This window comes from Candidatus Enterococcus myersii, assembly GCF_017316025.1.
Taxonomy (GTDB): Bacteria; Bacillota; Bacilli; order Lactobacillales; family Enterococcaceae; genus Enterococcus_C; species Enterococcus_C montenegrensis.
Genome location: NZ_JAFLVT010000002.1, coordinates 34,728 through 55,728, shown reverse-complemented (window position 1 = coordinate 55,728; position 21,001 = coordinate 34,728). Strand labels below are relative to the sequence as shown.

The following is a 21,001-nucleotide window of genomic DNA, read 5'->3' as shown; positions in this document are numbered from 1 at the left end:
ATTACTCCTGTTCCGGATTGCGTAAATAATAGCCTACGCCTCTTCGTGTCACCAAATAATTAGGATGGCTTGGATTATCTTCAATTTTTTCCCGCAGACGACGAACTGTTACGTCAACAGTTCTGACGTCGCCAAAATAATCGTAACCCCAAACGGTTTGTAATAAGTGTTCTCTGGTCATTACTTGACCTAAATGCTTTGCCAAATAATGTAACAATTCAAATTCTCTATGGGTCAGCTCAATCGCCTCACCATTTTTCATAACCATGTAGGCTTCTGGTTGAATGGTCAAATCTCCAATGACAAGTTCGGAGTTTGGCGCTTCTTCAGCTTCTTTTGCCGCAGTAGAACCACGACGCAAGTTGGCTTTAACCCGAGCAACTAATTCACGGTTTGAAAACGGTTTGGTTACATAATCATCTGCGCCCAATTCCAGTCCTAAAACTTTATCGATTTCAGAGTCCTTGGCTGTTACCATGATGATTGGCATATCATAGTTTTTGCGCACTTCCCGAGCGACTTCTAGCCCGTCAATTTTTGGTAACATTAAATCCAATAAAATCAAATCTGGCTCGACTTCTTTCACTTTTTCTAGGGCTTCTTCCCCATCAAAAGCAGTGTGTACCTCATAACCTTCTTTAGTTAAATTGAATTTGACGATATCTGAAATTGGTTTTTCATCGTCAACAACTAATATTTTCTTCATTAGAAGACACCTCTTTATGCTTCTTAAATTTGTCTCTATTATTATAACTCATTTTGACAGGCATTTCATTAAATGGAAAATTTCCTGCTCTAGCAGCCTTTTGAAAAGAAAAAGCTTAACAAAAGAGTAAGAATTAAGTCAAATAACACACCTTTTTTCTGACTTTGATTCTTCACTTGTTAAGCTTCCTTCATTATTTTTTTGATTAGTCTAATGCTTGAATCCCAAAACCTAATAATCCAGGACCAGTATGGACAACCAACGCTGGGGAAATTTGCCCAAAGAAAAATTCTTTGACTTGGGGAAATTCTTTTTTCAAGTGCGCCAACATCATTTCAGCCTCTTCTTTTGCATCACCATGAGCAACTGCTAATCGGACTTTTTGATGATTCCCGATTGCTTCAGAAATCAAACGCACTGATTTTTCCAAACTTTTTTTGCGCCCTCTGGCTTTGGCAACGGTATAATAAATTCCTTCATCATTGCATGAAATTATCGGATTTAATTTTAATGCATTGCCTAAAATCGATGCGACTAAACCAATCCGGCCGCCTTTTTGCAAATATTCTAAAGTTGCCACATTGAAGTAAACTTTGTTTTGCAACACTTCTTTTTCCAATTGGACGATTAATTCGGTAAAAGATACTCCTGATTGCAATAGTTCTGCTGCTCGAATCGCTTGCAGGCCAGCACCAATACCAATATTTTTCGTGTCAAATGCATAAGTAGTTAAACCTTCATAATGCTCGCCTAAAAGACGAACAGCATTATTTGTCCCGCTCAAACCACCAGAAATCGTAATCGCTAAGACATGGGTAAACCCATCAGCTTTGATTTGATCAAAAATTTTATTAATCGTATCGCCATCAGGTAATGAAGTAGAAGGAATTTCCTGACTTAATTTGGCATAAATCTCTTCTGGGGTGATATCTACTTTATCGGTGTATTCCCGATCTTTATAAATAATTTTTAAAGGAATCGTGTACATATGATTTGCGGCAACAATTTCTTGTGGTACGTCTGTTCCAGAGTCTACTAGTAAGGCAATTTTTTCTTTAGTCATTATTTTCTCCTTGTCGTAAATAATCAATCTCACAACTAATAACTTTTGCGGCTAGAATTTTATTGGCAAAGGCAATTGTCGCCGTTCGGGCTGCCAAATAAGCAAAAGGGATAGGTTCATTGGGGTAAGTTATCCCTTCACCTTGCGCTTGGCGGGCGATTAAATGAAGCGCACTTTCTTGCTCACGACAAAAAAAGTTATAGGCCTCACGAATGCCATCGGTACGTCCTTGAAAAACAATTGCTTCTTTTATTTCGGGAATCGTTAAAACTTGCTTCAATGTGGTAATAGCAAGTAAAAACGCCACATGGGTTCTGGTATAACGTTTTTTAACTGGCGGTGGAATCAAGCCTAATTTGACGTAATTGTTTACCATTGACTTTGTCAAAAGCGGATGCTTGTCGCCTGTTGTCACAGGGGATAAATATTGATCAACTAATTGAATCACTTGATCCATATATAATTCCAAGTCAGGTAATTGGTCCCAACGTGGTAAATGGAACTCACTAATTACTTCGCCCCATTTTTTTAAAGTTTCATTTTGAAAAGTATCATTCATTTTCATTACTCCAAATAAATTTATGATAATTATATAAAGTAGTTTTAAAAACTAGATAGAATATAACACATTCTACGAAACAAAACTAGCCAGCTAAAGGAAAATTTTAGAAGTAGCCCCTAGAAAGTTTGCATAAATTTCCACAGCTTTTAGATAGTAAGAGCAAAATATTGCAAAATTGCAACTCAAATTAAAATTTTTTACTTCGTGCTAGTAAAGCGTGTTTATAAAGTGTGGCAGGAAGAAAGGTTTTCTAAAACTTGTTTTGCTTTCCAGCAGAAAACCAAAAAAGTTAGCTCAAGAGGCTGATGGCTAAAAAGACAGCTACACTAAATTTTTAAAGTAAAAAAAAGACCTGTCGGCGGGGAACCGACAGGCAGGAGTAAAAATGAAAAAGTGTTAGGGTTTGTCTTAAAAAGACAGGTTATTGTTGGTACTCTTGTATAGTAACGAGAAAGTGTGAAAAAAGTGTGAATGAAGTTTTGCACCTCTGTAAAATTTTTCTTGCGATAAATTAACCAAAGCAAAAATATTTTCCTCTTTATTCTTGCATTTTCAAAATCAGAGTGCTAACATAAAAAAGTACTTTTCTTAAAGTATTTTTGGGCCGTTAGCTCAGTTGGTAGAGCAGCTGACTCTTAATCAGCGGGTCGCGGGTTCGAGCCCCTCACGGCCCATTGGGTGCCAAACCCACGCCACCGGTATGATCTCGGCGTCTTTTAGACGTTTCGAAGAGATTGTATGCGGTGGTATTTTTTTTGCCTTAGGTATGGAATTTGGGTACGAAATTCTAAATTTTTTAATTTCATAAAAAAATAACAACAAAAAACAACCCCATTCTCAAGTTAAGAGTTGGGGGCTGCTCACTGTTTAATAGAACATTAGACAACAAATTCCCTTGAGAGATATCCCTTTTGGTATTTATCAGTTCGAAGCCATATGATCAAAATATTCCCACTTACTGACTCACTATCACCAAGTGTAACTTGAATAACAATTTTTTAAACTATCTATTTTTGGGCCAGCTTTAGTTGCTTTCACTATGCTATGGTTTTCTGGTCTATGATTTATAGAAACAAAATAATTAGTCGAAACCTAGTTCAATTGTTTAGGCTTTCTAACTACGTCAATAATTGTTCCATCGCGATATTCAATCATCGCGACAACTTTGTCTTCAAATTCAATTTTTTCTGGTTCTCCTGCGTATTGATAGGCCAGATCACGAAGTTCTTCAATAGTTTTTAAAGGAATGTCTGTTTCCTTAAAAGCATCAAGCAAGTCTTGTCGTTTAGGATTGACTGCTACACCATAATCAGTTACCACAATATCAATACTTTCACCTGGGGTCGTGACTGAGGTTACTTCCGTTCTCACTGTTGCTAAACGGCTTCTGATTAAAGGTGCAACAATAATTGAAACTTTGGCTCCCGCTGATGTATCTGTGTGGCCTCCTGGAGCCCCTTGTAAAATACCGGTTGTTCCTTGGACGACATTGACATTGTAATCGACATCTATCTCTAATGCACCTAATATTACGAAGTCAAGTTGATTTACAAAAGCGCCTTTATTGAACGGATTTGCATATTGTGAAGCAGAAATTTCAAAGTGATTGGGATCAGTATGCACAGAAGCTACCGCCGCAAGATCAAAAGCTTGATCATTAATTACTTTATTGATGTAACCTTCTTTAAACAGGTTTACAATTGGTTCAGTGATTCCGCCCATAGCCCACCGACACTTAATGTTTTCTTGATCCATGTACTTTTTCAAAAATACCGTCGTTGCTAAAGAAGGTCCACCTGCACCAGTCTGGAAAGTAAAACCATTTTTGAAATAGCCGGAATGATACATACATTTAGCAACAGTTTCTGCCATATTCAATTCACGCGTATCTTTTGTCAATCGTAAGACTCCAGAGGCAATTTTAGAAGGGTCACCAATCGAATCTACAAGAACAACAAAGTCTACATCAACACCTTGAATACTAGCTGGAAAGTTTGGTGTTTCAACCAAAGTATCCGTAATAATTACAACTTTATCAGCATATTTCGCATCGCCGTCAACGTATGATAGAACACCACAGTCTGATTTTCCACCTTTACCGCTTGCATTACCATAAGAATCACTTGTTGGCGCTCCTAAAAATGCAACGTCAATTTTTACAGTACCATCTTCAATTGCACGAGCTCTGCCTCCGTGAGTTCTTATATATGCGAGATTTTTTAGCTTCCCAGCTGATACAGCTTCTCCAATCTCGTCACGAATTCCACTAGTAGAAATACCAGTCACCGTTCCGTCTTCTATACACGGAACCAAGTAATTATGCGCTTTACCCAAACTTGAAGCACAAACAAATAGATCCTTGATACCCAGCTTATGGATTTCTTTCATTACCATATTTACAATATAGTCACCATCTCTAAGATGGTGATGAAACGAAATTGTCATTCCATCCTTTAGGCCACTTTTTACAATAGCCTCTCTTATATTTTCGACAATTTTGTCTCCAGTCGGTTTTACATGTGCAGTAACAGTTGGCGCACTTTTCGTATAAACATAACCATCACGATAATATTGTCCCTGAAATACTTCTTGTCCTTCGACGAGTAATTCTTCTGGAATCTCTCTTCCTAATACATTTTTCATACTAGATCCCCCTTATACTGTCCTGAAGCTTTGGCAAGATTTAATACTCTTTGAGCGCCTTCAACCCAAGCGATATCAACCATCTTACCATCAACAACTAAGACTCCAATCCCTTGATCTTCACTCTCTTTGACAGCTTCAATCACATGAATTGCATGATCAATTTCTTTTTGAGTCGGGTTAAAGATTTCATGGGCAACACTAATTTGTTTTGGACTGATACACGATTTTCCATCAAAGCCCATATCCGCAATCATTTGTACTTCATTTGCAAAACCATCCATATCGTTTACATCTGTATAAACAGTATCAAAAGCCATCACGCCTGCCGCTCGCGCAGCTACCAACATCTGACTTCTTGCATAAAATAATTCATTGCCTTCATTCGTTCTTTTGGAGTGCATCGTTCGTGTGAAGTCTCCTGCACTTAACGCAATTCCCATAAGTCTTTTACTACTACCTGCAATCTCGTATGCATTGATAATTGCCAAAGGTGATTCCAAAGCGGCCATTAGCATCGTAGAACCAACTTCTCTTCCAAATTCCTTTTCAGCAGCTTCAACCAAATTTTCTACCAATTGAACATCTTCAGCTTTTTCCGTTTTAGGTAACCGGATACCTTCGGCTCCACCAGCAACAGCTGCTCGGATATCTTCTTCAAAAAGATCAGAATCTAGTGCATTTATCCTAACCCATCTTTCAACTCCTTGATAATCCAATTCTGCAAGAGTATGATAAAGTTGAATGCGAGCCGAATCTTTCTCACTTTCTGCTACTGCGTCTTCCAAATCAAAGATCACGCAATCTGGTTTATACACAAAGGCATCCTTTACTAAGGAAGCTCTTTGCATGTTTAGAAAAATCATCGTTCTTCTAATTCTGTTCTTGATCATAGGATTGTTTCCCCCCATGCAATATCTTTTTTTACTTCACATGCACGTAAAACAGCTGTTTCAACTCTCGCTTTAATTGTACAATCAAGAGCACCTTTATCGTTAACTATTACATTTGCTTGTTCAATTCCCAATCGCATTAAAACGCTTTCAACTGTTGTTCTAATTTGTTTTCCATACTGGCTCATTACACTACTTTCGATGTCTATGTTAAGTCCGCTCTCAGCAGGCTCAATTACTACGTAAACATCACTAGATTCATAGCTACCAGCTACAGCACTGTGCTTAAGCTTCATTGAAATTCTCCTCTCACAAACCATTTTTCTTTTTACATACTAAGTTTATCTTTAACTAAATGTGAAACCCATGTTTCAAATCACAATAAAACAAGGCATATCTATCATTTTTTTGTACTGTAATATAATTTGGGTTCTCCAAAAGCTCCTGCATAGAAAAAATCAGATTAAAGCCTACATTAGGCAAAAAAAACTAGCATTCACTAATGTAAATGCTAGTTCACTACTTAATCAAAGTTGAGGCTATTCTTGAAATGGCTTCCTGAATTTCATCAATTGAATGTTTCTTACTTCTCCCGCAAATTTTTGCATTATTTCCACACAAATAACATTTTCTTGGAGCAATACCATAATTTTTGCGACTTGTAACTACAATCTGATTCTCAGTAGCATACAATACATCCAGATCTGCAATTCTACCAAAAATATGAGTATTCTCAATCTCGATCATCTTTTTCTTTATTTCGTTTGGATCACCTGGCAAAGAGATAAATAATTCTAGTCCTGTTTTTCGATTATAAGACTTCGTCAAACATGACTGTCCTTTAACAATACTTCTCTTTAGCTCTTCGTAAATAATCTCAAAAACTTGCTCTATTATAGGAATATTTTTTACCGGTCCAGGTATATTCAAAGTAAAGCAAATTAGTACATTTTCAGGATACTCATGCAGTATCTCACTTTGGAGCATTGCCCTTTTTTCTCTTGCCTCCAACATATCTTCCATAGTTATCTTTAAACCGCTAGCAAAAAAATTAAATGCCATAAACTAACCACCTCAATAGTGAACTACATCAGAAGTCATCTTTATTTTCTCTATAATCGGTAAAGCTTCCTCACTAACCAAATAATTAAATGTAGTTTCAGGCACCAGATCTTTGACGGTTTTTAAATCATTTGCCTTTAGTGCCTGCCTAATCTTAGAAGCGCTGATTATTTTTGCATTGACTTCTTTCCGCTTTAGTTCAATAAATTCAATTCCGACTTTTCTTAGCTCATGATTCATCACATTATTATAAATACCTGTTACCAAACTAAACGGCTCTTCTCCTGCATAGCGGCAATTTATAGCTAATCTTTCCGCAATTTTTTGAAATATCTTTATATCAAGTAATGCGTGCCCTTCAATAACCGAAGTTTCATCTTTCTGAAAATAACTTGGAAAGGTTGCATTACTAATCATATACGGCCCGGTTGGATGTAGCACAACATTTTTAAGATGAGCTGTTCCCTCTTCAATTAATCTTTTTCTGATTGAAAACGGGAAGATACTACTATCCTCACTTACAACGAAAAGATGAACCAGATCACTTTTTTTGGCAGCTTCCTCAACTAAATATTGATGTCCTAAGGAAAATGGATTGGCATTCATGATAATTGCCGAGTTTTTACCTTGATTTAAATCAAATGCAACATTGGTGTGCAAACTATTTAAATAATTTTCAAAACCATTTTTTCTATTTTCTAAAAATACAAGGTGGTCATCAACTGTAACAATCTCATAAAATCCCAAAGTTTTAAATATATCTTCTCGTCCCGCTTTTGTATAAATAAATAGGTGAAAAATACCACGTTTAAACTGATAGTTCACTAAGTGAGTAACAATCAAATTCATCAGCCCCTCACCTTGGTGCTTGCTAGCTACAGCTAAACATCTCAACGTATTTCCAAAACAACTTCCTGTAGCAATCAAATTGTTATCCTCGTCAAAAATTCCACAGGTATACTCCAGGTTTTTATCTCTGCGAATATTCTCCTTTTCTAACAGCCTAATAACTTGTTCATTTTTCTTTCTATTTTTAGGGAAAATTTTTGTTACAACATATTCACTCATTGAAGATATCTCCTTACTGGTTTATAGCAATAAAAACTTCTCTCTTTTGAACAACAACAGCGTAGCATCGCACATTTCTCCTAGCTAAAAAATCTTTAGCTTGTTAAAAGAACACAGCCATTAAAACTCTCTCTTTTATTTTTTTGTACTTGCAATTTCTTCACTAAAAATGATGTGTAATTTAAAATATCTCTGCTTATAGTTTGGTCTTCTCAAATAAGATGTACCTAAGTTATAATGAAATCGTCCACTCATTATTTCCCTTAAGTGTAATTAAACTAAAGCTTTTCATCTATGTCTGGATATACATAAATCATTTGCCATATTACTGATTTTTTGGATAGGAAAACAAAATGGGAGGAAAACAATGCAGATTTCAAAACTAAATTTACTTTTTACAAAGAAATTTTTGTCTGACATCACAATTTATAATGTTGAAATGTTTGATCTAAATGGGAAGAACTATTTTACAAACGAGCTAGATTCAACTATTTCAAAAGCACTAATTCCTGATATAGTTGAACTTCAACAAAATGTATATCTTCCTATTGAAATTCAAAAAGAAATCAGTTTTATTTTACGTTTCAAAAAAAATAAGGAAGATGATAGTGTGCTCTATCAAGATTTTGCTAGCTCTTTAAAAAGAACTTTAGAAACCAGCCTAAACTTCGTAAACGACAATTCCTACGTTGGCAGTATTGATATGCTAAATGATTTTCTTACAGAATTACTTTTACGGGACTCCAGTGACCTTTTTAGCAATTTAGTGGAACGAGCAAATCTTTTGCATTTTGATTATGCTGTAAGTCGTCGCCTAGTCCTAGTAGATATTACTCATTTTAAAAAAGTTGTCCGAAACAGTTCAAATAAAATAGAGGTTCAAGAAAAGTTAGACACTGTTCAAAAAATTCTTAAAAATCATATTTCAAGTTATGCGGAATATGCAGTCTATCTTTATGATGATAAATTTGTTCTTTTTAAAAAAGAAAATGATACCTTCGATGAAGAGCTTTTAACTATTCGAAAAGAAATTATGGATGTACTTGCTTTAGGTTCTCAATTCATTGTCAGTCGTCCATGTACATCTTTGGAAAGCTATAGATCCGAGTTTAAAAAAGTAATCGAATTACATGAGAATCATGCTCGCAGGAATCTTGATATCCCACTTCTTTCAGTTGATAAAAACCAAATTGAACTCCTGCTATCTAACGTTAGTACTGAGGATCAATATTTTTTTATTCAGAAAGATATCACTATTTTGACAGAAATATTTAAATCTAATCATGAATTAATCGATACTTTTATTCATTTTTTTAAAAACAATATGGATACTAAAATGACGTCAAAAGATTTGTTTATTCATAAAAACACTGTCTATTATCGAATCAAAAAATTATCCGATCTAGTGAATAGGGACTTATTTCTACCCTACGATAGTGCTTTTTTATTCATTCAGATTTGTTTATATAGGAATTTAAATGAACCGAATAGAAGCCAAATAAAATCAAACTAAAGGAATACTTGCACCTTTTTTGGTTCTTATGTAAATTTATTCGTCTACAAATATAGAGAGTCTGGGACATAAGTCCTCTAAAACAAATAAACTAGCTAAGTGTTCTTATGTTTAAAGATTATGTCACAAATCAGATTATTCTTCCTCTAAATTTTAGTTTTTGGATAGAAAAAATGATATTGCGTTTGTCATAAATGAGCTCATTGAGAGTATTCTAGAGAATCATTTTCTCACTTGCGATCCAAAAATGATGACAATAATGATTTTATGCGCCTATACACAATCCGTCTTTTTCGGTCGTAGGATTGACGTGTTAACCAAAGATATTCTCCGCATGATGTGGCTTACGCAAAGCTATCAATCCAGTTACCGAACCATCAATCGTTTTCGCGTAAATCCTTTAGTACTCATCTTGAATGACAGCACAAAATACTATAGAACCAAAAAAAGTGGTCTTTAAAAGCGCAAGTAAACATCGCTTTTAAAAACCACTATCTAACAGTGCTATAACGTAATGATCAAATCATGAAATCCAGCGACAGAAAACACTGCTTTTGCTTTCACGGCTACTTTTGTTTTCACATAGCAAATAGCGCGACCATTGCGTGTTCTTCTATATTTTTCACCATAATTGGTAATATCATCCATATCCCCATTTTCAAAGCCTAAAAACTCGCAGTTTTCGCCTTCAAAGTGAATAACTTGATTGGTATCGGTTAGATTTTCCTCTTTGTCGACGATAGATAATTCAATTTGTTGGATTACTTCATCTTGTGGCAAAAGCATTTTAAAAGCCGTTGGCACTTGCCATAGATTGGCGGTTAACCGCTGTCCTTGCCCTACTGCTTTTAAAGTATCGATGATTGTTTTCCCATCTTTTTGGGCTGTCAAAATTAATGGGCCTGCTACAAATGGAACAATGGTCGAATAGTACCCCTCCACTTCATCAAAAGTTAAAGCAATTCTTTCCTCATTCACCTTCAATTCAAAACTGGCAGCATTCGTGTAGAGGCGAATTTCAACTTGTTCGCCTTCACTGTAATTCCATTTACGATAAACAGCTTCCCATGGATCCTCTGATTTTTCTTTAGCAGGGCGCGTAAAAAGACGGGCAGTTAATTCTTCTGACCACCAGCTTTTACGTTTATAAAACATCATGGTTTCATATCCACACATATCCAGTAAACCGCGATAAGTTCCATGTTTGGGCCAAACGCCACGAGATTCGCCTAAATAATCAATTCCCGTCCATAAAAATTGGCCAGCGATATAATCATTATCTTTTACCGCTAACCAATTTTGATAGCTGTGACGATTTTCACTACCAATAAAAGGCTTGTTCGGAAAAAGACGGTGATGTTCTTCATACAAGTGTTCTTTATAGTTATAACCAATGACATCTACACTATCTACTAAGCCCGTTTGATAGGATAATTCTGGAAAGGCTGCAGCCAGTGTCGTTGGTCTTGTTGCATCTTCTTTGTGGACGACTTCACTCAACTGTTTGGCAATCGTTGTCAAACGACGCGTATCCGGACGATTAGGATTATAAATTCGCTCTTCTACTGGTTTATTGGCGTCATTATTGCCTTCCATTTCATTGAATAAATCATTGGCATACGGATCATTGGGATAGTCAATCTCGTTGCCAACACTCCAAGCGATAATTGAGGGATGATTTTTATTACGCAATACCATATCCACTAAATCTTTTTTGTGCCAAACTGGAAAGTCTTTGGCATAACCTTCATATTTTGGCGGATAGACATTGTGACCTTGCCACCATTTGTTTTTTGGGTTTTCCCATTCGTCAAATGCTTCATCAAAAACAAAAAAGCCGAGTTCATCACACAGATCGTACAAAATTTGCGCATGGGGATTATGCGCCATCCGAATCGCATTGCAACCAGCTTCTTTTAATTTTAACAAGCGACGCAGCCAGACTGCTTTGGGAACAGCTGTACCAAAACAACCGGCATCTTCATGTAAACAGACCCCTTTTAATTTTAGATTTTCGGTATCATTTAAAATAAAACCATTGTCAGCAGTAAAGGCAAAGGTGCGAATACCGACTTTTTCTTCATAATGATTCGCCTTATCACCACTTATAATACTCGTAGTTAAAGTATATAAATTGGGACTTTGCACCTGCCATAATTTTGCATCTTTTACAGTCGTTTCAAATTGAATTTTGCAAACTTCACCGGCTAGTAATGAAACTTCTTCATGCCCTACTGTTACGACAGTTCCATCTTCATCTGTTAAAGTCTGTTTAATCACTGCCGTTGCTTTTTTGGCAGTGAAATTTGTTACTGCTGTTTTGGTTTTCACAACAGCATCTTGCTCATTTAACGCAACGGTTTCAAACGTAATCCCGTAGCGATCCACCATAACGGGATTGCTGGTGACAATTGTAACAAGACGAGAAATTCCACTGCCGTTATACCAACGAGAATCTGCAATGTCTGTATGATCCACTCTAACGGCAATTACAAGTTCATCATTGGTGTTATAGCTTAAAATTTCAGTTAAATTAAATTGAAATGAACTATATCCCGATGCCCAGCCGCCAACATGATACCCATTGACCCAGACCTGACAGTTTTTATAGACACCATCAAAACGCAATTGCGTCACTTTATCGGTAACTTCGCCAATCTCATTTATGGTAACATGAGCCCGATACCAACCAATCCCCCCTGGCAAATATCCTGTTCCACTAGAAGCTTCCTTCGTAAAATCTTGTGTAATACTCCAATCATGAGGCACCGTTACATTTTGCCAGTTTTCGTCGTTAAAATCTTTTTGCCACGCGATTTCATTATCACCTAAATAAAAACGCCAATCATTAATGGGATATTTTTCCATTTGTATTTTCCTCCATTGTTCAAAAGACTCCTAAACTTTTCAACTTTACATTGTTTATCCAAAAGATAATTTCTTCAACTAGGCAGCCATTGTTTTTAATTAGATTTGTCTGTTTGAAAAAAGGGTAGAACCATTTTTTCGTTCTACCCGAACTAAGAAGAAATCTTAGTAATTTATTTATTTAATTCACCTAGGACAAAGTCAACTGCGCCTTTGGGATCACGGGTTAAATTAATATACTGCGCCCCTTTGGTTGCAATTAATTTGATACCTAATTTATCAGTATCGGTCTTAATATCTTCGTAGTAGCTATTTACTTGTGGCGCTAAAACAATAACATCGTAGTTATTCATAATGTCATAATGAGACCCATATGACCCAGCTGCTGCATTAATGTGTTTCCCGGTTTCTGCTGCACCTTTTTTCAAAGCGTTGGCCAACATCGCACTAGTTCCCGCACCAGCACACAAAACTAAAACATTTAAATCTTCATCGTAACCTTTGCCACTAGCATTTGGACTAACAGCAGGTTCTGTCTCAACAATAACAGTTTCATTGCCATCAACAACTGCTGCTGCACTAGCTGGCGCTAATTCTGGTGCAATTGTTTCTACTTCATCTATCTCTTCTACCCGTTGTGCTTCTTGTTCAACTAAAACTTTATCGTAAGCTTTACAAAACGGCATATAAATGAAGAAGTCGACTACTAATAATGTGGCAGCCAATAAAAATGAAATTGGTTGGAAATTAGTTGATAATACAGTACCAATTGGTCCTGGCGTAGCCCAAGGCAAGACATACATGAAACCATTCATCCCCAAAATGTCGATGAATAATTTACCAATAATTACATTGGCAACCGGTGCTAAACAAAATGGTACTAAAAAGTAAGGATTCAAAATAATTGGTGCTGCAAATAGTAACGGTTCATTGACGGCAAACATGACCGGAATAATCGAAGCTTTACCAACTGCTTTTAGCTGTTTGGAACGCATTAACAAAATGAAGATAATTGGTACGATAAACGTTGCCCCGGTACCCCCTAATTCACCAATGAAATTCCCAAAGTTTTCAGTCAATGAATGAAAAGGATGTTCACCATTTTGGAACAATTTCAAGTTTTCTTCTGTATTTCCATACAAAGCTGAAGACAGGCCCGGTTTTACAACCGATGGACCGTGTACGCCAACAAACCAAAACATCGGAATTAAAAACCAAATCAAAGCCATTCCCGGATAAGACTCGGCGGCTGAAAAAAGTGGCGATAATAATTTAGAGAACATTTCCCCAAAAGGAGCATCAATGAAATAACGAGAAATCAAATCGATAATTGCACAACTTAAAACTGAAAATGAAAAAGGAAAGACATCTCGAAAATTTTGCGAAATACTACCGGGTACTTCTGGTGGCATTTTGATGGTAATGTCGCGTTTAATACAGAATTTATACATGTTAACGGTGATGAAGGCTGCAACAAAAGCTGATAACAAACCTTTTGTTCCCATGTAATCTGCGACAAAGGCACCGTCTGTTTTATTAACAGCAAGTAAAAGCATGCCACAAATTGAAGCTAGCATAACAGAAGTTTCGTTAATCACTTTACCATCAGGCATTTTACGGTTCATAGAACCTGCTAAACAACGTGCTGTTGTTCCGGCCACCAACATCCCCACTAAGCCCATGGTAAAGTCATAAATTTTCCATAACCAGGTTTCAAATTCTGCTGGTAGTGTAATACCAAAAATTGGCGGGATCGCCGCAATCAAGATAAAAATACTGGAAAATAAGATAACTGGCATCGCTGCCAAGAAACCATCTTTAATCGCCGACAAGTAAATGTTTCTTGAAATCTTTTGAAAAGTTGCCTGATGCTTTTCGATTTGTTTAATAATGGCGTTCATTTCATTTCCTCCTTAACCTTTGTTTATTTGTTGTATTTTTCTTTATATAAGTCGACAAAGTTTTCTGTTAATTCTTTTAAAAGAATAGTCGTCATCAAATGATCTTGCCCATGAACAAAGATAAAACCGATATCTAAGTCTTCACCTTCTGCTTCTGCGGCCAGACATTTGGTTTGAGCATTATGGGCCAAATTCAAATTTTCCTCAGCGTCAGCCATGAGTGTCGTAACATTTTCAAAATTGCCGGCCCGGGCTTCTTTAATAATTGTTAATAGGCTACTTCTAGCGTCACCAGCATATGCGACAATCTCAAAGCCCAGCATCTGTAATTCTTCTTTATTCATCATTCTCACTCCATTTTTTCAATATTCTGAATTCGTTTTCCGGATAATTTTTCGCAACTTCTACTAAAGTTTAAATAATTACTTTTGTTTCACTGACAAATTTATACCAATATGCCGATTCTTTGGGATAGCGTTTTTGCGTTTCAAAATCCACATAGAACAAGCCATAACGTTTGTTGTAGCCATTGGCCCAAGAAAAAACATCCATTAAAGACCAGATGAAATAGCCTTTGACATCGACACCCGCAGCGATGGCTTTTGCGATAGCATTAAAATTCCCCCGTAAATATTCAATCCGCGGACCGTCCATAATCACGCCATCATTGAAGTTATCTTTAAACCCTAAGCCGTTTTCAGTAATATAAATTTTTCCATAATTTGGATAGTCGGCTTTAATTCGAATTAATAAATCAGATAAACCTTCTGGATAAATAGCCCAATCCCAATCATTTTTAGGAATATCATCTCTTTGAACACGTTCACCAATTCCTTTGATCCGGTAAAAACTAGTTCCTTTTTCTCCAGTACCATTAAATCCAACTTCACTTTTTCCTTCGTAATGTTGTACCCAGTGACTTTGATAGTTATTGATTCCCAGAAAATCAGTTTGGGTAGCAGCTTTTTCCATCTCAAGAAAATCTGACTCTTCAAAAGTAATACTTGTATCATTGGCAGCTAAAATTTCATTAACTAGCGCCATCGTTTTATCAGAATAGCGTCCTTTATAAGTTGCATCTAGTAAAAAGGCAATGGAAAGCGCATCATCTTTAGCTGCAGCATGAACATCTTCTTTTGCTTTGGAATAAGGATATTTTGGTTCCAGGGAGTGCACAACACCAATTTCACCAGCGTAATTGCCCGCTTTAAAAATGTTCACAGCCCGTGCGTGGGCCCACATCATATTGTGTAAACAAGTCACTACTTTTTTTAAATCAAATTTCGTTTCTGGCGGGAAGATACCTGTTAAATATTGATTCGTGGCCACAGGATAAATTTCATTAAAGGTACTCCAATAATGCACTTCTTTAAATTCTTCAAAGCAAAACTTAGCGTAGTTAACAAAATGTTCCACGTTTTCTCGGTTTAAAAAATCACCATTATCAAATAATGTCTTCGGCGTATCAAAATGATGAATGGTAACAAAAGGAATTACCCCTTGTTTTTCACATTCCGCAAAGACGCGATGATAATAATCCACACCAGCTTGATTGACCTTTCCATAACCATTCGGGAAAATTCGACTCCAAGCAATGGACATGCGCAAACTGTCGATCTTAAACTCGCTACATAGTTTTAAATCAACTGGATACTGATGATAAAAGTCACTGGCCGGCTCTGCGGTGTATCTTCCTTTTTCCTCAAGCCACGTATCCCAAGCAACTAAGCCTTTGCCGTCTAATTGTGTTGCACCTTCAGCTTGGTATGCCGCGGTTGCACCACCCATGATAAAATCTTTTGGTAGGGTTCTCATTTCTTTCATTACTAAACCTTCTTTCACAATAGTCGTTGAATATGAATTGCCAGATATACCCGCTCGCTATCGCTTAATTTGCGATTCGCATAATCACTTACCAATTGATAAATTTCATTGCCAATCGCGTAGGCACGAGGATAATCTGTTTTGATATTTGTTTCCAAACTTTTAGAAAAGATGACTTGTTCTGCTGGCTGATCGAGTCTATCTGCAAAATAATTCAAATGAATCATTAAACGATCGTAAAAATTTTTATTTTCTTCGGTTCGCACAATACCTTTATTTAATAATATTTTTTCTACCTGATTAATAATATCTTGACGGGGATCCAAAACTTCATTTGTTACAGGCTCCCCTTCTCGTTTGGCATTAATAAAATGCAGGGCAATCCGACCAATTTCATCATCAGGAAAATGCGCATTTAATCGCTCATTAATAATGGTGACACCCATTTTGCCAATCGCATATTCTGTCGGATATTCTTTACTCATATCAGGTAAGCGACTGACTTCATAGTTTCCTTTTTGCTGATTTTGATAGCTCCAATAAATATGATCGGTTAGTGTTACATAGATATATTCCTGGACTGGATAATTGAATTTAGAAATCGCCGTATCAATCACTTCATAACCGGTAGTAATAAAATTTAAAGGTAAATCTTTTAGCAGTGAAGAAAAATTTTGCTGGGACTCTTTATTGCGCAACATGAAAAGTTTACTAATATCTTCTTTTTTTAGTAAATCGCCTTTTTTCTTTTGAAAGACAATACCTTTTCCCATTGCAATAGCCTGCTCATCGTTTTCTATTCGAATAATGGCGACATTATTATTTAAGACTTGAATAATGCGATACATTCTATTCCCCCTAACTAACCAATAAAAAAACCGCAAATGATAGGATTATCATACCATGTAAAGATACTGGTACTCACCTAGCATTCGCGGTTTTTGCCTAATCGAATAGTAACAATCCACTACGTATTAACTTCACAAGTATCGTAACATGTAAACAAACACTTGTAAACCCTTTCTAACATATTTCCACTGTATTTTTTTCAAAAAAACACTTATACCAAACATAATCAAACACAAAGCAAATGTTTTTGCTTTTCTCACGCAAAATATTCCTTACTAAATCAACAATTTAAATAAAATACTATTAGAAAATTTGCGAATTGAATAACACAACAACCCCACACAAAAAAACGTTTGCATTTTAACTTTTTTTGTCATTTTACTAAAATTTTTACTTACTTTTATAAAAATCTATTTAGATTTCCAATTGGTTAAAAGAAACTGCTATACTAAATGCGTATAGACAGGAGGAATTTGCATGATTCGAATTGAAACCAGTCAGACAGAAACCATTGAACCTTTATTAAGAGAAGTTTTCACAGCGCAATATCAGGCACAATTTCACGATGAATTGCCCAAAAAACACGAAAGACTTGTCATTGCCGCAACCTTAGCAGATGAATTAGTCGGCGGATTAATTGCCAAGCAAGATTTTGAAAATCTTCACGTCAGTCTGTTAGCTGTCAAACCAGAATTTCAAAACCAAAAAATTGGCTCCCGACTTTTACAAGCCTTAAGTGATTGGGCACAAGAAGAAGGTGTAATTAACCTAACCTTAACAACCAAAAGTTATCAAGCCGTTGAATTTTATCAAAAAAATGGTTTTACTATCTTTGGCAGCCTACCAGATACACCTATGCGGGGCGTCACCAAATACTACTTATATAAACGTGTCACAAAATAGCGCGCCTTCTTACGCTTAATAAAAAGAAGGGCTTTACCAATTTTTCTTCACGCTCAAAAACAAGAGGCGGTTTTTTCTCAACTTTTCTTCCTATTTTTAAATAGCCCCTTATTTTACTTTTACAACTACTAAAACTGTTCCGGTTTTTTCACAGGACAACTTGTTTTACAATCTTCACAACTGCTGCCTTTTTTTACTTGACGGTAAACAACAAAGGCTGCTGCGCCAAAAATTAAAAGGCTTAAAATTATCGTTGCTACCATTTATTTCACTTCCTCTTTTAATTGATGCATTGAAATGACATCATTTTTAGGTGCGGGTGTTTTACGAATTAGTAAGAACAGACCGTAGGCTAAGACCGCGGCTGCTAAAATAGTAGCCGCATTCATTGGGCCTCCTTCAAAGATAACCCGGCCAAATTGATAGACGACAAAGCTTACCGCATAAGCTAAACCACATTGGTAGCCCACTGCGATCCAAGTCCATTTCGCATTGCCCATTTCCCGATGAATCGCGCCAATTGCTGCAAAACACGGTGCACATAGCAAATTGAACACTAAAAATGAGTAAGCCGCTACTGGTGTAAAGGCTGCTTGTAATGGTCCCCAAATTTCTACACCATTTTCAGAAACTTCATCTAAATGACTAAACAAAATGCCAAATGTGTTGATCACATTTTCCTTGGCGATCAGTCCAGTAATTGTTGCAACTGCACCTTGCCAATTTCCCCAACCTAATGGTGCAAACAATGGCGCAATCACACGACCTAAATTCGCTAAAATACTTTGATTGCCATCAACTGCTTTTAAGGTAAAGCTGTAATTGGACATAAACCACAAAACGATACTGGAGACAAAAATAATCGTCCCTGCTTTTTTAATGAAGGAAAATCCCCGATCAAAAGTTTGGCGGAAAACATTTTTGACTTGTGGCAAATGATAAGCGGGTAATTCCATAATAAATGGTGCGGGATCACCGGCAAATAAGTGCGTTTTTTTCAAGGCAATGCCTGACAAAACAATTGCGGATACGCCAATGAAATAGGCAGACGGTGCAACCCAACTTGCTTGTGGGAAAAAGGCACCGGCAACTAAGGCAATGATCGGTAATTTCGCAGAACAAGGCATAAAGGTCGTTACCATAACCGTCATACGACGATCTTTTTCATTTTCAATTGTGCGACTCGCCATAACCCCCGGCACACCACAACCGGTTGCAATCAACATGGGGATAAAGGATTTACCAGATAAACCAAACTTACGGAATAGACGATCCATTACAAAAGCAATCCGTGCCATATAACCACAATCTTCTAATAGTGACAAGCAGAAAAAGAGCACTAATAATTGCGGGACAAAACCTAAGACAGCTCCGACACCGGCAATAATGCCATTTAAAATTAGATCTTGCATCCAAGCGGCAACGTGCCATGCTGCGAGATTTTTCGTAACAAAATCCGGTACGACTGTTCCAAACAAGACATCGTTGACCCAATCTGTTCCCATGACTCCAATTGTTTGGATAGACAGATAATAAATCCCCCACATAACAAAGGCAAAAATTGGAAGTGCCAAGAAACGATTGGTCACGATTTGATCGATTTTATCGCTGATAGTTAAGCGTAATTCATTTTCATTAACGGTACATAATGCCATTAGGCGCGCGATAAATTCATAACGCTCATTTACCAAAATGGCATCACTCGTATCATCAAAGATTTTTTCTGTAATGGCAATAATTTCGTTAATTTCTTTACGCTGAATTTTACTTAAATCTAAATTTTCTGTTGCCAATTCATCTTTTTCAAATAATTTTGCAGCATAAAAACGTGCTTGTTTTTGCGCAACAGTATTACCTAAGACGTCAATAATTTCAGTTAAGGCTGCTTCTAAACGCTCATCATAAGTTGGATATGTCGTTTCAGGAGGAAATTTTTCCGCTGCTTGCGTACTTTTATGAATCAATTCCTGTAAACCTTGTTTTTTCAAGGCACTCATGCTCACTACCGGAATGCCTAAGCCATAAGCTAATTTGTCCAAGTTAATGGTTTTGCCGCTTTTTCTGATGAGATCCATCATATTCAATCCCAAAACAACAGGAATACCTGTTTCCATAAGCTGCGTCGTTAGATATAAATTACGTTCCAAATTAGTCGCATCGACAATATTGATGATCGTATTAGGTGAACCTGTTAATAAATAATCTCTGGCAACAATTTCTTCTGGAGTATAAGGAGATAAAGAATAAATCCCAGGCAAATCTTGAATGGTAATATTTTTTTGTTTCTTTAATGTACCGGATTTACGCTCAACAGTAACCCCCGGCCAATTTCCCACGGATTGCATGGAACCTGTTAATTGGTTAAATGTACTTGTTTTCCCACTGTTGGGATTCCCCGCTAAAGCAAATTGCAAGTTTTCCATACTATCCCTCCTTTTTTAACTCCACTAAAATATACTCTGCTTCACTTTTTCTTAAAGATAATTCATAGCCACGCAAATTAATTTCAATGGGATCGCCTAATGGTGCTAATTTACGGACCGTTATCACAACATTTTTAGTCAAGCCCATATCCATTAAGCGGCGTTTGACCGCACCTTCGCCAAATATTTTAATAACTTTGCCTTTATCTCCTACTGCTAATTGATCTAAAGATAAGACTTCTTCTTTTTTTGCAGCTGGCTCGACGATAATTGCTTCTAATAAACTCTGGTCTAAAGCTAGGCGCGCATTTTGAACTAGGACAATTCCGTCTTGACCTTTACTTTTTAACAACACAACATGACTGCCTGGCAACAATCCTAAGTTTTGTAAATGCTTTTGAACTTCTGCTTGCGCTGTTACTTCTTTCACAACAAAGGTTTGATTGGGTGCAACTTCTGCTAATTTTTTCATGAATACTCCTTTACTGACAGGAATCAATTGCGACTGATAATTATTCTCATTTAGGATAAGGTCTACCGCTAGCAAAGTCAATCAAATTTAAAATATTGTAATATTTTTCACATATTAATAATTATTCTAATTTAGAACTAGACCATTTTCTATTCTCATCATGAAAATAGAAAAGAAAACTTGTCCTTCTGCTATCTTTTCAACTTGTCTATCCCAAAACCACAATGTATAGTGTGTTTATTATTACAAAA

The 21,001-nt window shown here is 36.5% G+C and carries 19 protein-coding genes and 1 tRNA gene; 4 read left to right on the top strand and 16 right to left on the bottom strand.

Translation table 11 applies throughout. The annotated features are described in order from the left end of the window. Position 1: 1 nt before the first annotated feature. The 3 genes from yycF to JZO76_RS01805 all read right to left on the bottom strand — a co-directional run bounded on the left by yycF (position 2) and on the right by JZO76_RS01805 (position 2,334). Positions 2 to 706 (bottom strand): response regulator YycF, encoded by a 705-nt coding sequence (gene yycF, locus JZO76_RS01815; RefSeq protein WP_206902469.1) that lies wholly within the window; start codon positions 704 to 706, stop codon positions 2 to 4. A 205-nt stretch (positions 707 to 911) separates the two neighbouring features. Further along, positions 912 to 1,769 carry a DegV family protein gene (locus JZO76_RS01810; protein ID WP_206902468.1) on the bottom strand — a complete coding sequence of 286 codons (858 nt, stop codon included), beginning with the start codon at positions 1,767 to 1,769 and terminating at the stop codon, positions 912 to 914. Next, entirely contained in the window at positions 1,762 to 2,334 is a 573-nt protein-coding gene (locus JZO76_RS01805) for a DUF1836 domain-containing protein (protein ID WP_206902467.1), read from the bottom strand. The genes JZO76_RS01810 and JZO76_RS01805 overlap by 8 nt, the downstream gene beginning before the upstream one ends. A 598-nt stretch (positions 2,335 to 2,932) precedes the next feature. On the opposite strand from JZO76_RS01805, the gene JZO76_RS01800 reads away from it, so the two are divergent. Then, a tRNA-Lys gene (locus JZO76_RS01800) sits at positions 2,933 to 3,005 on the top strand. A 418-nt stretch (positions 3,006 to 3,423) separates the two neighbouring features. On the opposite strand, the gene citF is transcribed toward JZO76_RS01800, so the two are convergent. The 5 genes from citF to citC all read right to left on the bottom strand — a co-directional run bounded on the left by citF (position 3,424) and on the right by citC (position 7,997). Then, positions 3,424 to 4,974 (bottom strand): citrate lyase subunit alpha, encoded by a 1,551-nt coding sequence (gene citF / locus JZO76_RS01795; protein WP_206902466.1) that lies wholly within the window; start codon positions 4,972 to 4,974, stop codon positions 3,424 to 3,426. Continuing rightward, on the bottom strand, positions 4,971 to 5,840 hold the full coding sequence (locus tag JZO76_RS01790) for an aldolase/citrate lyase family protein (RefSeq protein WP_347401452.1): 870 nt from the start codon (positions 5,838 to 5,840) through the stop codon (positions 4,971 to 4,973). The genes citF and JZO76_RS01790 overlap by 4 nt, the downstream gene beginning before the upstream one ends. 23 nt (positions 5,841 to 5,863) lie before the next feature. Then, complete coding sequence (gene citD, locus JZO76_RS01785; protein WP_206902464.1) at positions 5,864 to 6,163, bottom strand: citrate lyase acyl carrier protein; 300 nt, start codon at positions 6,161 to 6,163, stop codon at positions 5,864 to 5,866. Positions 6,164 to 6,386: 223 nt separating this feature from the next. Next, positions 6,387 to 6,929, bottom strand: a complete 543-nt coding sequence (gene citX, locus JZO76_RS01780) for a citrate lyase holo-[acyl-carrier protein] synthase (RefSeq protein WP_206902463.1) — start codon at positions 6,927 to 6,929, stop codon at positions 6,387 to 6,389. Between the two features lie 12 nt (positions 6,930 to 6,941). Further along, positions 6,942 to 7,997 carry a [citrate (pro-3S)-lyase] ligase gene (citC, locus tag JZO76_RS01775; RefSeq protein ID WP_206902462.1) on the bottom strand — a complete coding sequence of 352 codons (1,056 nt, stop codon included), beginning with the start codon at positions 7,995 to 7,997 and terminating at the stop codon, positions 6,942 to 6,944. 367 nt (positions 7,998 to 8,364) lie between these two features. Here citC and JZO76_RS01770 point away from each other — a divergent pair, with 367 nt between their 5' ends. Beyond that, on the top strand, positions 8,365 to 9,510 hold the full coding sequence (locus JZO76_RS01770; protein ID WP_206902461.1) for a PucR family transcriptional regulator: 1,146 nt from the start codon (positions 8,365 to 8,367) through the stop codon (positions 9,508 to 9,510). Positions 9,511 to 9,757: 247 nt separating this feature from the next. Next, positions 9,758 to 9,970 (top strand): hypothetical protein, encoded by a 213-nt coding sequence (locus tag JZO76_RS01765; protein WP_206902460.1) that lies wholly within the window; start codon positions 9,758 to 9,760, stop codon positions 9,968 to 9,970. Positions 9,971 to 10,014: 44 nt separating this feature from the next. Here JZO76_RS01765 and JZO76_RS01760 read toward each other — a convergent pair whose 3' ends face one another. From JZO76_RS01760 to JZO76_RS01740, 5 genes are all read right to left on the bottom strand, one after another. Then, a complete protein-coding gene (locus JZO76_RS01760) occupies positions 10,015 to 12,378 on the bottom strand; it encodes a glycoside hydrolase family 2 TIM barrel-domain containing protein (protein WP_206902459.1) in 2,364 nt (787 codons plus the stop codon). A gap of 173 nt (positions 12,379 to 12,551) precedes the next feature. Beyond that, on the bottom strand, positions 12,552 to 14,279 hold the full coding sequence (locus tag JZO76_RS01755) for a PTS lactose transporter subunit IIBC (RefSeq protein WP_206902458.1): 1,728 nt from the start codon (positions 14,277 to 14,279) through the stop codon (positions 12,552 to 12,554). A 23-nt stretch (positions 14,280 to 14,302) separates the two neighbouring features. After that, a complete protein-coding gene (locus JZO76_RS01750) occupies positions 14,303 to 14,623 on the bottom strand; it encodes a PTS lactose/cellobiose transporter subunit IIA (RefSeq protein ID WP_206902457.1) in 321 nt (106 codons plus the stop codon). 70 nt (positions 14,624 to 14,693) lie between these two features. Next, positions 14,694 to 16,094, bottom strand: a complete 1,401-nt coding sequence (gene lacG / locus JZO76_RS01745; protein WP_206902525.1) for a 6-phospho-beta-galactosidase — start codon at positions 16,092 to 16,094, stop codon at positions 14,694 to 14,696. A gap of 23 nt (positions 16,095 to 16,117) precedes the next feature. Next, on the bottom strand, positions 16,118 to 16,951 hold the full coding sequence (locus JZO76_RS01740; RefSeq protein ID WP_206902456.1) for a PRD domain-containing protein: 834 nt from the start codon (positions 16,949 to 16,951) through the stop codon (positions 16,118 to 16,120). A 478-nt stretch (positions 16,952 to 17,429) separates the two neighbouring features. Between JZO76_RS01740 and JZO76_RS01735 the strand changes: the two genes are divergently transcribed. Continuing rightward, the gene (locus JZO76_RS01735; protein ID WP_206902455.1) at positions 17,430 to 17,855 is read left to right on the top strand and encodes a GNAT family N-acetyltransferase; all 426 of its coding nucleotides are present in this window, start codon (positions 17,430 to 17,432) and stop codon (positions 17,853 to 17,855) included. 128 nt (positions 17,856 to 17,983) lie between these two features. Here the strand turns inward: JZO76_RS01735 and JZO76_RS01730 are convergent, their stop codons facing one another. Genes JZO76_RS01730 through JZO76_RS01720 form a run of 3 tightly spaced genes read right to left on the bottom strand, consistent with a single transcriptional unit; the run spans position 17,984 to position 20,750 of the window. Next, the gene (locus tag JZO76_RS01730; RefSeq protein WP_206902454.1) at positions 17,984 to 18,118 is read right to left on the bottom strand and encodes a FeoB-associated Cys-rich membrane protein; all 135 of its coding nucleotides are present in this window, start codon (positions 18,116 to 18,118) and stop codon (positions 17,984 to 17,986) included. After that, a complete protein-coding gene (gene feoB, locus JZO76_RS01725) occupies positions 18,119 to 20,278 on the bottom strand; it encodes a ferrous iron transport protein B (RefSeq protein WP_206902453.1) in 2,160 nt (719 codons plus the stop codon). 1 nt (position 20,279) lies between these two features. Continuing rightward, positions 20,280 to 20,750: a FeoA family protein gene (locus JZO76_RS01720; RefSeq protein ID WP_206902452.1), complete on the bottom strand. Its 471-nt coding sequence runs from the start codon at positions 20,748 to 20,750 to the stop codon at positions 20,280 to 20,282. Positions 20,751 to 21,001 lie beyond the last annotated feature (251 nt).